Annotated in this window: 15 protein-coding genes; 6 read left to right on the plus strand and 9 right to left on the minus strand. The window is 67.7% G+C overall.

Annotated features, from left to right (window positions below; translation table 11 throughout):
• Positions 1–20 precede the first annotated feature (20 nt).
• The gene (locus tag N177_RS05815; protein WP_023431332.1) at positions 21–758 is read left to right on the plus strand and encodes a molybdopterin-synthase adenylyltransferase MoeB; all 738 of its coding nucleotides are present in this window, start codon (positions 21–23) and stop codon (positions 756–758) included.
• A 9-nt stretch (positions 759–767) separates the two neighbouring features.
• Here the strand turns inward: N177_RS05815 and N177_RS05820 are convergent, their stop codons facing one another.
• From N177_RS05820 to N177_RS05830, 3 genes are all read right to left on the minus strand, one after another.
• Complete coding sequence (locus tag N177_RS05820) at positions 768–1,076, minus strand: TM2 domain-containing protein (RefSeq protein WP_023431333.1); 309 nt, start codon at positions 1,074–1,076, stop codon at positions 768–770.
• A gap of 80 nt (positions 1,077–1,156) precedes the next feature.
• On the minus strand, positions 1,157–2,533 hold the full coding sequence (locus N177_RS05825; RefSeq protein ID WP_023431334.1) for a DUF2254 domain-containing protein: 1,377 nt from the start codon (positions 2,531–2,533) through the stop codon (positions 1,157–1,159).
• A 7-nt stretch (positions 2,534–2,540) separates the two neighbouring features.
• Positions 2,541–3,527, minus strand: a complete 987-nt coding sequence (locus tag N177_RS05830; RefSeq protein WP_040485232.1) for a 2-hydroxyacid dehydrogenase — start codon at positions 3,525–3,527, stop codon at positions 2,541–2,543.
• Positions 3,528–3,716: 189 nt separating this feature from the next.
• On the opposite strand from N177_RS05830, the gene N177_RS05835 reads away from it, so the two are divergent.
• A complete protein-coding gene (locus N177_RS05835) occupies positions 3,717–4,256 on the plus strand; it encodes an SH3 domain-containing protein (protein ID WP_081718393.1) in 540 nt (179 codons plus the stop codon).
• A gap of 3 nt (positions 4,257–4,259) precedes the next feature.
• On the opposite strand, the gene irrA is transcribed toward N177_RS05835, so the two are convergent.
• Entirely contained in the window at positions 4,260–4,718 is a 459-nt protein-coding gene (gene irrA, locus N177_RS05840) for an iron response transcriptional regulator IrrA (protein ID WP_023431337.1), read from the minus strand.
• A 280-nt stretch (positions 4,719–4,998) separates the two neighbouring features.
• On the opposite strand from irrA, the gene fabA reads away from it, so the two are divergent.
• The 3 genes from fabA to fabI are packed head-to-tail and all read left to right on the plus strand — an operon-like array spanning position 4,999 to position 7,669.
• Positions 4,999–5,526 carry a 3-hydroxyacyl-[acyl-carrier-protein] dehydratase FabA gene (gene fabA, locus N177_RS05845; protein WP_023431338.1) on the plus strand — a complete coding sequence of 176 codons (528 nt, stop codon included), beginning with the start codon at positions 4,999–5,001 and terminating at the stop codon, positions 5,524–5,526.
• A 58-nt stretch (positions 5,527–5,584) separates the two neighbouring features.
• Positions 5,585–6,814 (plus strand): beta-ketoacyl-ACP synthase I, encoded by a 1,230-nt coding sequence (gene fabB / locus N177_RS05850; protein ID WP_040485233.1) that lies wholly within the window; start codon positions 5,585–5,587, stop codon positions 6,812–6,814.
• A 24-nt stretch (positions 6,815–6,838) separates the two neighbouring features.
• Positions 6,839–7,669 (plus strand): enoyl-ACP reductase FabI, encoded by an 831-nt coding sequence (fabI, locus tag N177_RS05855; RefSeq protein ID WP_023431340.1) that lies wholly within the window; start codon positions 6,839–6,841, stop codon positions 7,667–7,669.
• A 25-nt stretch (positions 7,670–7,694) separates the two neighbouring features.
• On the opposite strand, the gene N177_RS05860 is transcribed toward fabI, so the two are convergent.
• Positions 7,695–8,525, minus strand: coding sequence for a LysR family transcriptional regulator (locus tag N177_RS05860; protein ID WP_244444242.1), 831 nt, complete (start codon positions 8,523–8,525; stop codon positions 7,695–7,697).
• A gap of 135 nt (positions 8,526–8,660) precedes the next feature.
• On the opposite strand from N177_RS05860, the gene N177_RS05865 reads away from it, so the two are divergent.
• Positions 8,661–9,509, plus strand: coding sequence for an alpha/beta fold hydrolase (locus N177_RS05865; protein ID WP_040485234.1), 849 nt, complete (start codon positions 8,661–8,663; stop codon positions 9,507–9,509).
• A gap of 96 nt (positions 9,510–9,605) precedes the next feature.
• On the opposite strand, the gene pnp is transcribed toward N177_RS05865, so the two are convergent.
• The 4 genes from pnp to rbfA all read right to left on the minus strand — a co-directional run bounded on the left by pnp (position 9,606) and on the right by rbfA (position 13,539).
• A complete protein-coding gene (gene pnp, locus N177_RS05870; protein WP_023431344.1) occupies positions 9,606–11,735 on the minus strand; it encodes a polyribonucleotide nucleotidyltransferase in 2,130 nt (709 codons plus the stop codon).
• Between the two features lie 159 nt (positions 11,736–11,894).
• Positions 11,895–12,164 (minus strand): 30S ribosomal protein S15, encoded by a 270-nt coding sequence (rpsO, locus tag N177_RS05875; RefSeq protein WP_023431345.1) that lies wholly within the window; start codon positions 12,162–12,164, stop codon positions 11,895–11,897.
• 33 nt (positions 12,165–12,197) lie between these two features.
• Positions 12,198–13,121 carry a tRNA pseudouridine(55) synthase TruB gene (gene truB / locus N177_RS05880; RefSeq protein WP_023431346.1) on the minus strand — a complete coding sequence of 308 codons (924 nt, stop codon included), beginning with the start codon at positions 13,119–13,121 and terminating at the stop codon, positions 12,198–12,200.
• Positions 13,122–13,131: 10 nt separating this feature from the next.
• On the minus strand, positions 13,132–13,539 hold the full coding sequence (gene rbfA / locus N177_RS05885) for a 30S ribosome-binding factor RbfA (RefSeq protein ID WP_023431347.1): 408 nt from the start codon (positions 13,537–13,539) through the stop codon (positions 13,132–13,134).
• Positions 13,540–13,543: the final 4 nt, after the last annotated feature.

Below are 13,543 nucleotides of genomic sequence, written 5' to 3' on the forward strand. Positions count from 1 at the left end.
ACGGAGAGCCGGAACGGGACATGGAACTGACGTCGGAGGAAATCGAGCGCTACGCCCGCCATCTCGTCCTGCCGGAGGTCGGCGGAACGGGCCAGCAGAAGCTGAAGAAGGCGCGCGTCCTCGTGATCGGCGCGGGGGGCCTCGGCGCCCCGGTCCTCATGTACCTCGCGGCGGCAGGCGTCGGCACCCTCGGCATCGTCGACGACGACACCGTGTCGCTGTCGAACCTGCAGCGCCAGATCATCCACGACACGGACCAGGTAGGGGCGAAGAAGGTGGAAAGCGCACGGCACGCGATCGGGCGCGTCAACCCGCACGTGAAGGTCGAGCTTCACGACACGCGGCTCAGCGGCGAAAACGCCCGCGCCCTCGTGCGCGGCCATGACGTCGTGATCGACGGGTCGGACAACTTCGCGACGCGCTATTGCGTCGCCGACGCCTGCGAGGCCGAGGGCGTGGCCCTGGTGACGGGCGCGGTAGGCCGCTTCGACGGATCGGTCACGACGCTCCTGCCCTTCGCCGAGCGCGATGGCCGCAAGCTGCCGTCCTACCGCGACCTCTTCCCCGCGCCACCGCCGGAGGGAACGGTGCCGAGTTGCGCCGAGGCGGGCATCCTCGGCGCGCTCACCGGCGTCATCGGCTCGATCCAGGCTATGGAAGCCATCAAGCTCGTCACCGGCACCGGCGACGTGCTCGCCGGCCGCCTGCTCCTGGTCGACGCGCTGTCGATGCGCTTCGAGACGATCGAGTTCGGCTGAGGGCCGGCCTCAGGCCCCCACCCTTCGCGCGACGTCGAGATTGTAGTCGCGAATCCAGCCCGGGATCAGGAAGGCGTCGACCAGCCACCAGAGGCCCCAGAGCCCGAGGAAGAGGTAGCCGATGACGATCGGGGCGGTGAGCCAGCCGAGGCCGTGCAGCAGGATCTGCAGGATTCCGGTGCCGACGCGGCCGCCATAGAGTCGGTGGGCGCCGAGGAAGCCGAGGAAGAACCACAGGATGTAGCCGAGCGCCGTCGACTTGGCGCGCGCGTTGTACTCCATCATCGCCCTCGTGTGGGCGGAGTCGACATTGGCCATTCCGGCACTCCCTCGATCGAACGGACGTTGTTCATCCGATATCGGTGCGGGAGGCGGGTTTCGCAAGCTCTCGCCCGCGCTCATAGCCAGGGGTGCCGGCCGCGTGCCTCGAACATCGAAAGTTCCCCCCGCGCCGCCTGCGAGATGATCTCGAACCTCTCGCGGATCTTCCGCCTGTCGACCTCCAGGGCGACCTCCTGCTCCGCGCCGTCGAGCAGGTCGCGCGCCATCTTCATCAGGAGATCGGTGTTCTTCCGGTCCCGGCTGTCGAGCACGAGCCCGCCGATGCGGGCCATCATGTGCAGCGCCGCGGCCGGATCCCGCTGGAAGTATGGCCGAAGCCGCCCGAACGCATGCTCGAGCAGGTGCTGGAAGCCCCGCGCGCGCAGGATGAGGCGGGGCCGCCCCTCGGCGTCGCAGCGCACCGCCGGTCGCGGCTTGCCCCTCAGCGCACGCGACAGGCCCGAAGTGATCCAGTCGAGGCAGATCATCGCGGTGCGGGGGTCGTTGATGCCGGGCGAGAGGGCCCGCGAGGCGACGTCCATCAGGAGCTCGAACAGGAATTCGACGTCCTGGGCCGGCGTGCGGTTCGTGCCGATCGAGAAGCACCCGCAGATTTCCTCGGGGATCGCCTCGTCTGCCCTGCCGGCGGGCCACACCCAGGCGAGCGGCCGTCCCTTCACGACGTAGTCGCCGGAGCGTCGGTCGAGCCGGATGACGAGATCCTCGTCGCGCGCGAGATCGAGCAGGTAGCCGTGATCGACGAAGCGCACGTAGCCGTTCACCGGTGAGGGCACCGGCAGAGGTTCGCCTTGGGCCGCCTCTGCGGCCCTCTCGCGATCCGGCGCATCCTCCTGCTCCTGCGTGTCCTCCGGGAAGAGACCGGCGATCTCCTTCAGGAGCTGGTTCCCCGTGTCGGAGACGATCCTCATGAGCCGGATCGATTCCGGCGCGTGGTGGAAGAAGAACAGGAGCGCCATCACGCAGGCGACCGCGGAAGCCAGAGCGATCAGCACGGACAGGCCGGGCACGGAGTCCTCCCCGACCAGGCGAAGCACGAGCACGCAGTAGAGGAAGGTCGAGGAGAAAATGCCGAGGACGACCTGGTTCGCACGGTCGCGCATGAAGTTCGAGAGAATCCGGGGCCCGAACTGGCCCGACGCGAACACGAAGGCGGCAACGAGGATCGAGAAGGACACGCCGGCGACGCTCAGCATCGCGGTGGCGACGGTCGTGAGCACGGCGCGGGCGCTGTCGGCGCCGACCGTTTCCGCGAGGCCGAGCCGGGCCAGCGCGTCGTAGTCGCCCGTCGCGTCGAGATAGGCCGCGACGAAGGCGGTCGAGACCGCCGCGAGCGACAACGCCGCCGGCCAGAACCAGTAGCTTTCCCGGATGCGGTCGACGAGGTTCGCGATCCGGGCGCGCGCACCCGTGAACCGGCGGCGCCTTCGGCTCATCGCCCGCTCACAGCATCGAGGGCAGGATGCGGTTCGGCGGGCGGTGGCCGTCGGCGAAGGTCTTGATGTTGATGATGACCTTCTCGCCCATGTCGATGCGCCCCTCGATCGTGGCGGAACCCATGTGCGGCAGGAGAACCACCCGCTCGTTCTTCAGGAGCTTCGGGTTCACCGACGGCTCGTGCTCGAAGACGTCGAGCCCCGCGCCGGCGAGCTCCCCCGCCTCGATCATGCGCGCGAGCGCGTTCTCGTCGATCACCTCGCCGCGCGCCGTGTTGACCACGTAGGCTTCCGGCCGCAGCAATTTCAGCCGCCGCGCCGACAGGAGATGATAGGTCGCCGGTGTGTGCGGACAGTGGATCGAGATCACGTCCATCCGGGCGAGCATCTGGTCGAGGCTGTCCCAGTACGTCGCCTCGAGCTCCTCCTCGGTTTCGGCCGCCACCCGGCGCCGGTTGTGATAATGGATCTGCATCCCGAAGCCGCGGGCGCGCCGCGCGACGGCCTGGCCGATTCGCCCCATCCCGATGATGCCGAGACGCTTGCCGTTGATGCGGTGGCCGAGCATCCAGTTGGGCGCCCAGCCCTTCCACTTGCCCTCCTCGAGGACGCGCATGCCCTCCGCGAGGCGCCGCGGGACGGCCAGCATCAGCGCCATCGTCATGTCGGCCGTGTCCTCCGTGAGGACGCCGGGGGTGTTGGTGACGGTGACGCCCTGGTTGTTCGCGGTCTCGACGTCGATATTGTCGACGCCGTTGCCGTAGTTCGCGATGAGCTTGAGCCGGGGCCCCGCGTGCCGGAGCACCGCGGCGTCGATGCGGTCGGTGACCGTCGGCACGAGCACGTCCGCCTGCCCCGCCGCCTCGATCAGCTCATCCTGCGTGAGCGGGCGATCCTCGATGTTCAGCCGCGTGTCGAAGAGCTCCCGCATGCGGGTCTCCACGACGTCCGGCAGCTTGCGCGTCACGATGACCACCGGCCTCGTCTTAGACATCAGCGCCGCGCCTCTTCCCGCTGTTCACACACCGTTTACCCTACTCGCGCTTATGTGGCCTCGATGTTCAGGCACGCGTACCGCTACTCCTTAGCAGACCGGAATCCGAACGCAAATGACCGCCGCAGCGGGGGCGCGGCATCCAGGACGAACTGGATCCATCGCACCCGCACGGCAGAGACGGGAACGATGTCAAGCCGCGTCACACGACTGATCCTCGCCGCCCTGGTGGCGGCGGTGCTCGCACTCCCCGCTGTGCCTGCCGCGGCCCAGGATGGCATGCGCACCGGTCCGAGCGGGCTGCCGCTGCCGCGCTTCGTGAGCCTGAAATCGGATCGCATCAACCTTCGCGGCGGGCCGGGCCAGGACTATCAGGTCGAGTGGATCTACAATCGCGAGGGCCTGCCCGTCGAGATCGTGGCGGAGTACGACAACTGGCGCCGGATCCGCGACAGCGAGGGCGACGAGGGCTGGGTGTTCCACTCGCTCCTTTCCGGGCGCCGCACGGCACTGATCACACCCTGGATCAGGGACAAGGAGACCCGCGCCGAGCTTCACCGCTCCGCCAGCAACACCGCGAAGCCGACGGCGATCCTCGAGCCGAACGTGCTCGTCGACGTGCGCGAATGCGACGGCAGCTGGTGCCGGGTCAGGGTGCAGGACGTCGAGGGATGGATCGAGCAGGAGCGCCTGTGGGGCGTCTATCCCGGAGAAACGATCAGGCCCTGAGGCTCAGTCGTCCTCGCCGGCCTCGGGCGCTCTCGCGCCGGGGACGTCCTTCGAACGCCGCAGGCGCACCACGACATCGACGAAGGTGACCTCCATGCCGTCGGGCGCGTCGGGCACGCCGCTGACGCTGATCTGCCCCCCCTCGATGTCCATGAGGTGGTTGTCGTCCTCGACGTAGAAATGGTGATGGTCGGACGTGTCGGTGTCGAAGTAGGACTTCGTGCCGTCGACGGCGACCTCGCGCAGGAGCCCGGCCCGCGTGAACTGGTGCAACGTGTTGTAGACGGTCGCGAGCGAGACCGGCACCTGTGCCCGCACCGCGCGCTCGTGCAGTTCCTCGGCGCTGACGTGGTGGTCCTCGCCGGTGAACAGGAGGCTGGCGAGCGCCTGCCGCTGCCGCGTCGGCCGCAGCCCTGCCTCGCGCAGAAGCGTCGTGATGTCGGTGTGGTCTGGCCGCGTCAAGTCTCGAAACCTCGCCGCATGCGGCCTTCCTCAAGGTCATACGAGAGGCCAGCATGAAGAAAATGCTTATGCGGCAGGAATATATGCATCCCCACTCGCTGCGGCAAGCGGCACCTCGCCCTTGACTCCGGGCCCGCCCGCCCTCTTTCGACACGGGAACGGCTGTGTTACCTAACCGCGCCCGCCGCTGCAGCGCAGGCCCAACCCCCAACACCTCCCGGACGAGAGATCAGGTGTCTTTCCTCCGGAGACAGCAGAAGGGACCGCAAGGGAAAAGGGAATGAACGAGAGGCAATCCAGCTACGAATATGAAGAGCTTCTCGCCTGCGGTCGTGGTGAATTGTTCGGGCCGGGCAACGCCCAGCTGCCGCTGCCGCCCATGCTGATGTTCGACCGCATCTCCGAGATTTCCGAGGAGGGCGGCCCTCACGACAAGGGTCTGGTTCGCGCGGAGCTCGCCATCCGCCCCGACCTCTGGTTCTTTCCCTGCCACTTCAAGGGCGATCCGGTGATGCCCGGCTGTCTCGGGCTCGATGCGCTCTGGCAGATGGTCGGCTTCTTCCTCGGCTGGGGAGGCGGCAAGGGCCAGGGTCGCGCGCTCGGTGTCGGGGAAGTCAAGTTCTCCGGTATGGTGCTTCCGAGCGCCAAGCGCGTCGAGTACGGCGTCGACCTCAAGCGCGTGATCCGCCGCAAGCTGACGCTCGGCGTCGCCGACGGCTGGCTGAAGGTCGACGGAGATGAAATCTATCGGGCGCTGGACCTCCGGGTCGGCCTGTTCACGCCGGAATCGGCGGAGATGAAGGTCTGAGGCGGCAGTCGCCGCCATCGCAGCAGGAACGCCCGGCCCAGTGGAGAAAGACCCTTCGATGAGACGTGTCGTCGTGACTGGCATTGGCATCGTGTCGAGCATCGGCAAGACGGCCGACGAGGTCACCGCATCGCTGCGCGAAGCCAGATCCGGAATCGTGTTCGCGGAGGACTACGCTCAGCGCGGCTTTCGCTCGCAGGTGCACGGCGCTCCGGCGGCGGATGCGGCCGATGGCGTGGACCGCCGGGCGCTGAGGTTTCACGGCGGGGGCACCGCGTGGAACCATGTCGCGATGGAGCAGGCGATCGCGGACGCCGGCCTCGAAGACGGCGACGTGAAGAACGACCGGACCGGCATCATCATGGGCTCGGGCGGCCCCTCCACCCGCACGATCGTCGAGGCCGCCGACATCGTGCAGGAGAAGGGCAGCCCCAAGCGCATCGGCCCCTTCGCCGTCCCCAAGGCGATGTCGTCGACGGCGTCCGCGACCCTCGCGACCTGGTTCGGGATCCGCGGCGTCAACTACTCGATCTCATCCGCCTGCGCGACGTCCTCGCACTGTATCGGCAACGCGGCCGAGCAGATCCATTTGGGCAAGCAGGACATCGTCTTCGCCGGCGGCTGCGAGGAGCTCCACTGGAGCCTCTCGATGCTGTTCGATGCGATGGGCGCGATGTCCTCGCACTTCAACGACACGCCGGCGACGGCGAGCCGGGCCTATGACGCCAATCGCGACGGGTTCGTGATCGCCGGCGGGGCGGGCGTCCTCGTCGTCGAGGAGCTCGAGCACGCGAAGGCGCGCGGCGCGAGAATCTACGCCGAGCTCCTGGGTTATGGCGCGACCTCCGACGGCTACGACATGGTCGCGCCGTCCGGAGAGGGTGGCGAGCGGTGCATGCGCCAGGCGCTTGCGACGCTGAATGGCCGCAAGATCGACTACATCAACCCTCATGCGACCTCCACCAAGGTGGGCGACGGGGTCGAGATCGAGGCGATCCGCAACATCTTCGGCGCCGGCGAGTCCTGTCCGCCGATCTCGGCGACGAAGTCGCTGACCGGCCACTCCCTCGGAGCGGCCGGTGTGCAGGAGGCGATCTACTCTCTGCTCATGATGCAGCACGGCTTCATCTGCGAATCAGCCAATATCCAGGAACTGGACCCGGCCTTCGCGGACGTTCCGATCGTGCGCGAGCGTCGGGACAATGCCGAGATCAACACCGTCCTGTCGAACAGCTTCGGCTTCGGCGGGACGAATGCCAGCCTTGTGTTCGGCCGCCTCGACGGCTGATCGTGCGGCGTATTGGAGGTCGCTATGGCTGAACGACTGATGGAAGGTCGCCGCGGCGTCGTGATGGGGGTGGCCAACCACAACTCCATCGCCTGGGGGATCGCGAAGACGCTGGCCGAGCACGGCGCGGAGATCGCCTTCACCTATCAGGGCGAGGCGTTCGGCCGCCGCGTCAGGCCGCTGGCCGAATCGGTCGGGGCGAAGATTCTCGTTCCGTGCGACGTCGAGGATATCGGCACGGTCGACAACCTCTTCGCCACTCTCAAGGAGGAATGGGGCTCGATCGACTTCGTCGTCCACGCCATCGCCTTCTCCGACAAGTCGGAGCTGAAGGGGCGCTACGCCGACACGACGCGCGAGAACTTCGTCCGCACGATGCTGATTTCCTGCTTCTCCTTCACGGAGATCTCGAAGCGGGCGGTCGAGATCATGAACCCCGGCGGCTCGCTCCTCACCCTGACATACGCCGGCTCGACACGCGTCATGCCGAACTACAACGTGATGGGCGTCGCGAAGGCCGGACTGGAGGCGAGCGTCCGCTACCTCGCCTCGGATTTCGGGCCGAACGGCGTGCGTGTGAACGCGATCTCCGCCGGACCCGTCCGGACGCTCGCCGGCGCGGGCATCACCGACGCGCGCACGATGTACACCTACCACCGCCAGCACGCGCCGCTGCGGCGCGCCACCTCGCTCGACGATGTCGGCGGCGCGGCGCTCTACCTCCTCTCGCCGCTTTCCGGCGGCGTGACGGGAGAGGTCCACTTCGTGGATTCGGGCTACCACGTCCTCTCGATGCCGAAGCCCGAGCATCTGCGCTCGGAGGCCGTGCAACAGGAGCTGAAAGCGGCCGAGTGAGCGCGCCTCCTCCGCGGAGGGCGGCTCAGCGCGTGATCGTCCGGCACAGCTTCCGCAGGCCCGCAACCTGCTCCGGCGGCACGTCGGCGGCGCTACGGATGACGGTCGAGACGGTGACGGCCCGCGGGAGTTCCGACACTTCGCGCATGGCCGGCGTCACCTTGCTCTCCGGCAGAAGCGATATGCCGAGCCCCGCTTGCACGGCAGACGTCGCGCCAGCGAGGCTGCCGCACTCCAGAACGACCTCGAGGCGCCGGCCCGTCTCGCGCAGGGTGGTCTCGGCCCAGTCGCGATAGAAGCACTCGCGGTCGAACGAGACGTAGGGGATCTCGTCCTGGACGCCTCCCGGGGAATCGGCGGAAGCGACCCACACGAGGCGCTCCTCCCACAGGGTCTCATCCCCCGGCTCGAGACGATCCGTGAATGCCTGCAGGAGAGCCAGGTCGAAGCGACCCTCGCGCAGCCCCTGCGCGAGCAGCTTGCTCGTGTCGACGCGGCACCGCACGTCGACCTGGGGATAGAGCCGCCGGTACTGGCCTAGGACGCCCGCCAGATCCCCGCTGACGATCGCTTCTGTGAGGCCGAGTTCCACGACGCCGCTATAGGCGCCGCGTTGGAGGCTCTGCACCGCCTCGTCGTGGAGGGCGACGATGCGCTCCGCATAGCCGGCGAGGTCCGCACCCGCCCCCGTCAGCGACAGGGGACCATGGCCACGGAGCACGAGCGTCTGCCCGATCGCCACCTCGAGCCGCCTCAACCTGTGGCTGACCGCCGGTTGCGTGAGATGCAGCCGGGCCGCGGCGGCGGCGAAACCACCCGCGTCGCGCAGCGTGATCAAGGCCCTCAGTGACTCCACGTCCAACCGCAGGGGTTTCTCCTGATGCTCGTCATCGACGCGAACATGACAGTTCGTCATGCAACACGGGCAGATTGTCATTTGATGTCATGTCGGGCGCGGGAGCACAATCCCTCAATAGCCAAGGAGGTGGTGATGAGAACTCTCGTACCTGAAGACGCTCTGATAGGCCGTCAGCGCATCGCGCACGGGGTTCACGGAAGCGGCCACCCGCTCGTGCTGATCCACGGCACGCCGTCCTTCTCCTACGCCTGGCGCAAGGTCTTGCCGAAGCTGACCGGAGCGGGCTTTCGCCCGTATCTCTTCGACCTGCTGGGCTACGGACACTCCGAGCGGCCGCTCGATCCCCTGGTGGACACATCGGTCTCGGCCCAGGTGCCCATTCTCCTCGAGCTTCTGGACCATTGGGGGCTCGAGCGCGTCGACATCGTGGGCACCGATATCGGCGGCGCGATCGCCATGCGGCTCGGCGTGTTCCACCCGGAACGCGTGCGCAGCCTGACGATCATCGACACGGTCAGCTACGACAGCTGGCCCTCGCCGCGGACGCGCCGGCAGATCGCCGATGGCCTCGATGCGATCCGGGAGGCGCCGGAGGATCGCCACCGGGTGCACTTCGCGGAATGGCTGCGAACGGCCGTCCGGGAGGGGGAGACGATGCCGGAGGCAACGCTCGAGGCCTATCTCGCGATGATCTCGGGGCCGATCGGCCAGGCGAGCCTCGTGCAGCACCAGATGCGCCACTACGACGCTCGTCACACGATGGAGATCGTCGGCCGCCTCCACGAGCTGGGGGCGATGCCGGTCCAGTTCATATGGGGCGCCGACGACGCCTGGCAGCATGTCGACTATGGCAGGCGGCTGAACGCCGACGTCCCCGGCTCGGTGCTGCACGTACTCGAGGACTGCGGCCATTTCGCCCTCGAGGATCAGCCGGAGCGGATCGCGGAGCTGATCGAGGGCTTCTTGCCCCGCGAGTCCTGAGGCCTCGGGAGAGAGGCTCCCTCAAAGAAATCGGGCCCGGAGTCGCCTCCGGGCCCGGAATTCGCGCGACCAGGCGCGGGCGTCAGCGGCGAGCGATCACTCGGCCGCTTCCTCGCCCGGCTTGACCTCCTCGCCGGTCTCCTGGTTCACGACCTTCATCGAGAGGCGGACCTTGCCGCGCTCGTCGAAGCCCATGAGCTTGACGTAGACCTCGTCGCCTTCCTTGACGACGTCCGTCGTCTTCTGCGGCCGGCCGGTGGAGAGCTGCGAGATGTGCACGAGGCCGTCGCGGGCGCCGAAGAAGTTCACGAAGGCGCCGAAATCGACCGTCTTCACGACCTTGCCGCGGTAGATCTCGCCGATCTCGGGCTCCGCCACGATCGACTTGATCCAGTCGAGCGCCGCCTTGATCGCCTTGCCGTCCGCCGACGCGACCTTGATCGTGCCGTCGTCCTCGACATTGATCTTCGCACCGGTCTTCTCGACGATCTCGCGGATCACCTTGCCGCCCGAGCCGATCACATCGCGGATCTTGTCGACGGGGATCGTGATGACCTCGATGCGCGGCGCGAACTCGCCGAGCTCGGCGCGGGCGCCCGAGATGCCCTTGGCCATCTCGCCGAGGATGTGCATGCGGCCGCCCTGAGCCTGGCTCAGGGCCAGCTTCATGATCTCCTCGGTGATACCGGCGACCTTGATGTCCATCTGCAGCGAGGTGATGCCGTTCTTCGTGCCGGCCACCTTGAAGTCCATGTCGCCCAGATGGTCCTCGTCGCCGAGGATGTCGGAGAGGACCGCGAACTTGCCGTCCTCCTCGAGGATCAGGCCCATCGCGATGCCCGCGACCGACTCCTTCAGCGGCACGCCGGCATCCATCAGCGCCAGCGACGTCCCGCAGACGGTCGCCATCGAGGAGGAGCCGTTCGACTCCGTCACCTCGGAGACGACGCGCAGCGTGTACGGGAACTCCGTCGCCGCCGGAAGCATCGGCCGGATCGCCCGCCAGGCGAGCTTGCCGTGGCCGATCTCGCGGCGGCCGGGAGTGCCCATGCGGCCGGCCTCACCCACCGAGTAGGGCGGGAAGTTGTAGTGGAGCAGGAAGCGCTCCTTGTACGTCCCCGTCAGCGCGTCGACATACTGCTCGTCCTCGCCGGTGCCGAGCGTGGCGACGACGAGCGCCTGGGTCTCGCCGCGCGTGAAGAGCGCCGAGCCGTGGGTGCGGGGCAGGAAGCCGACCTGCGACTCGATCGCGCGGACGGTCGAGAGGTCGCGGCCGTCGATCCGGCGACCGGTCTCGATGATCGAGCCGCGGACGACCTTCTTCTCGACCTTCTTGAACGCGCCGGAGACGAGCTGGGGGTCCTCGCCGGACCCATCCTCGGGGCAGAGCGCCTCGATGACCTTCTTCTTGGCGGCCGCCACGGCCTCCTGGCGCTCGGTCTTCTGGGCGATCCCGTAGGCCGCCTTCAGCTCCTCGGTCGCGAGCTCGGCCACCTTCTTCTCGACCGCCTCGGTGTCGGGCAGCTTCAGCTCGCGCGGCTCCTTGGCGCAGCGCTCGGCCAGGCGGATGATCGCGTCGATCACCGGCTGGAAGCCCTTGTGGCCGGCCATGACGGCGCCGAGCATGACGTCCTCGGACAGCTCGTGGGCCTCGGACTCCACCATCATCACGGCGTCTTCGGTGCCGGCGACGATCAGGTCGAGCTTGGATTCCGGCAGCGAGTCGACTTCCGGGTTGATGACGTACTCGCCCTCGATATAGCCGACGCGCGCGGCGCCGATCGGCCCCTGGAACGGAATGCCGGAAATCGTCAGCGCGGCGGAGACGGCGACCATGGCGACGATGTCGGGATCGTTCTCGAGGTCGTGCGACAGGACCGTCGCGATGACCTGCGTCTCGGACTTGAAGCCGTCGACGAAAAGCGGGCGGATCGGGCGATCGATCAGGCGCGAAGTGAGGGTCTCCTTCTCGCTCGGCCGCCCCTCACGCTTGAAGAAGCCGCCGGGGATCTTGCCCGCAGCATAGGTCTTCTCCTGGTAGTGGACCGTCAGGGGAAAGAAATCGAGGCCGGGCTTGGGCTCCGGTGCGGCCACCACGGTGGCCAGAACCGTGGTGTCGCCGTACTGGGCGACGACGGAGCCGTTCGCCTGGCGGGCGATCTTGCCGGTCTCGAGCACGAGCGGGCGCCCGGCCCACTCGATCTCTTCTCTGTGAATCTTGAACATTGCTAGCCCTTCATATGGCTTGAGGAGCACCAGCCATGGGCAAGATGGCGGGGTTCTCCGGCGGGCGCGGAGAAACCGGCTATCCTCCCCATGGCGTGGCAGGTCTCCTTCTCAAAGTTTCGGCGCGGTCGACTTTCGACCGCGCCGGAGGAGTTCACGTCAGCGGCGGATGCCGAGACGCTGGATGAGGTCGCGGTAGCGGCCCTCATCGTGCTTCTTGATGTAGTCGAGCAGGCGACGGCGCTGGCTGACCATCTTGAGAAGCCCGCGCCGGGAATGGTTGTCCTTGGCGTGGGACTTGAAGTGCTCGGTCAGGTTCGTGATCCTCTCGGTGAGGATCGCGACCTGCACGTCCGCGGACCCGGTGTCGCCGTTTCCGCGGGCGAATTCCTTGATCAGTTCCTGCTTGCGCTCGGGAGTGACCGACATCGATGGGATCTCCAAAGATTGAAAGCCCGGGGGTTACCCAGGCAGGTTGAACACGCGCTTTGGGTGCAGTTCGCCCCGTTCGGCCTCGGCGAGGGCTACGAGCCTTTCGCCTGACGTCGCATAGACGAGACCTTCGAGAACGGGCGCATCCCGCCCGCGCAGCAGCACCGACTGCCCGTTTCGCAGCCGTGCCGCATCCGATGCCGTCACGGCCAGCGCCGGGATGTCGTCCAGCGCGGTCTCGACGGGTCGGAGGGAAGCGGCCAGGTCCTCCTGGCCGCCGGCACTATGGCGCAACTCCTCGAGCCGCGCCAGAGAAATCATGTCGCTTTCGGCAAAAGGACCGACCCTCAGCCGTCTCAACGCGACGACGTGCCCGCGACAGCCGAGCTTGCGGCCGAGGTCGCGGGCGATGGCCCTTACGTAGGTGCCCTTGCCGCATTCGCAATGGAACTCGGTGACCCCGTCGGCGGTCGGCCCGGTGCGCTCGAGCGTGAGGATCTCGACCTGGCGCGAGCGCAGATCGAGCACCTCGCCTTCGCGGGCGAGATCGTAGGCGCGCGCGCCGTCCACCTTCACCGCGGAAAACTGCGGCGGCACCTGGTCGACGATGCCGATGAAATCCGGCAGCTCACGGTCGATCTCGTCGTCGGTCGGCCGGAGCTCGGAGGTCGCGGTGATCTCGCCTTCCGTGTCGTCGGTCGAGGTCTCCTCGCCCCACTTCACGGCGAAGCGATAGGCCTTCTCCCCGTCGACCACGTAGGGAACGGTCTTCGTCGCCTCGCCGAACGCGATCGGCAGGCAGCCGGACGCGAGGGGGTCGAGCGTTCCGGCGTGCCCCGCCTTGCGGGTGCCGAACAGCCGCCGCGCGCGCGACACCGCTTCCGTGGAGGTCAATCCGGCCGGCTTGTCGAGCACGAGCCAGCCATGCACCGTCGCCTTCTCGCGCCGTCCCATGATGCGCCGTTCAATCTCCGTCTTGATCGAGATCGCGCGCGACCTTGGGCGAGCGCAACAGGTCGTCGATGTGCTGCGCCTCCTCGAAGCTCGGATCGAGCTCGAAGCGCAGGTCCGGCATGTACTTCACCTCGACCTTCTTCGCGAGGAGGCCGCGAAGGTAGGCCCGGTGACGGATCAGCGCCTGCACGACGGCCTCCTGGTCGCTGCCCCCGAGGGGCATCACGTAGGCGGTCGCGTGCTTGAGATCGGGACTCATGCGGACTTCGGGGACCGTGACGGGATGCGTCTCGAGCACAGGATCGGGGATGTCGCCCCGCTGCAGGATCTCGGAGAGCGCGTGCCGCACCAACTCGCCGACGCGCAGCTGACGCTGGCTCGGGCCGCCGCCGGCCCGGCTCGGGCTGCGTGCTGCCATGTCT

The sequence above is a fragment of the Lutibaculum baratangense AMV1 genome, from assembly GCF_000496075.1.
GTDB classification, from domain to species: Bacteria; Pseudomonadota; Alphaproteobacteria; order Rhizobiales; family Tepidamorphaceae; genus Lutibaculum; species Lutibaculum baratangense.

What these genes read in the sequence shown, in the direction of transcription:
- N177_RS05815 (WP_023431332.1), top strand. Translation starts at nt 21, where the DNA reads ATGGAACTGACGTCGGAGGAAATCGAGCGCTACGCCCGCCATCTCGTC.
- N177_RS05820 (WP_023431333.1), bottom strand. Translation starts at nt 1,076, where the DNA reads ATGGCCAATGTCGACTCCGCCCACACGAGGGCGATGATGGAGTACAAC.
- N177_RS05825 (WP_023431334.1), bottom strand. Translation starts at nt 2,533, where the DNA reads ATGAGCCGAAGGCGCCGCCGGTTCACGGGTGCGCGCGCCCGGATCGCG.
- N177_RS05830 (WP_040485232.1), bottom strand. Translation starts at nt 3,527, where the DNA reads ATGTCTAAGACGAGGCCGGTGGTCATCGTGACGCGCAAGCTGCCGGAC.
- N177_RS05835 (WP_081718393.1), top strand. Translation starts at nt 3,717, where the DNA reads ATGTCAAGCCGCGTCACACGACTGATCCTCGCCGCCCTGGTGGCGGCG.
- fabA (WP_023431338.1), top strand. Translation starts at nt 4,999, where the DNA reads ATGAACGAGAGGCAATCCAGCTACGAATATGAAGAGCTTCTCGCCTGC.
- fabB (WP_040485233.1), top strand. Translation starts at nt 5,585, where the DNA reads ATGAGACGTGTCGTCGTGACTGGCATTGGCATCGTGTCGAGCATCGGC.
- fabI (WP_023431340.1), top strand. Translation starts at nt 6,839, where the DNA reads ATGGCTGAACGACTGATGGAAGGTCGCCGCGGCGTCGTGATGGGGGTG.
- N177_RS05865 (WP_040485234.1), top strand. Translation starts at nt 8,661, where the DNA reads ATGAGAACTCTCGTACCTGAAGACGCTCTGATAGGCCGTCAGCGCATC.
- pnp (WP_023431344.1), bottom strand. Translation starts at nt 11,735, where the DNA reads ATGTTCAAGATTCACAGAGAAGAGATCGAGTGGGCCGGGCGCCCGCTC.
- rpsO (WP_023431345.1), bottom strand. Translation starts at nt 12,164, where the DNA reads ATGTCGGTCACTCCCGAGCGCAAGCAGGAACTGATCAAGGAATTCGCC.
- truB (WP_023431346.1), bottom strand. Translation starts at nt 13,121, where the DNA reads ATGGGACGGCGCGAGAAGGCGACGGTGCATGGCTGGCTCGTGCTCGAC.
- rbfA (WP_023431347.1), bottom strand. Translation starts at nt 13,539, where the DNA reads ATGGCAGCACGCAGCCCGAGCCGGGCCGGCGGCGGCCCGAGCCAGCGT.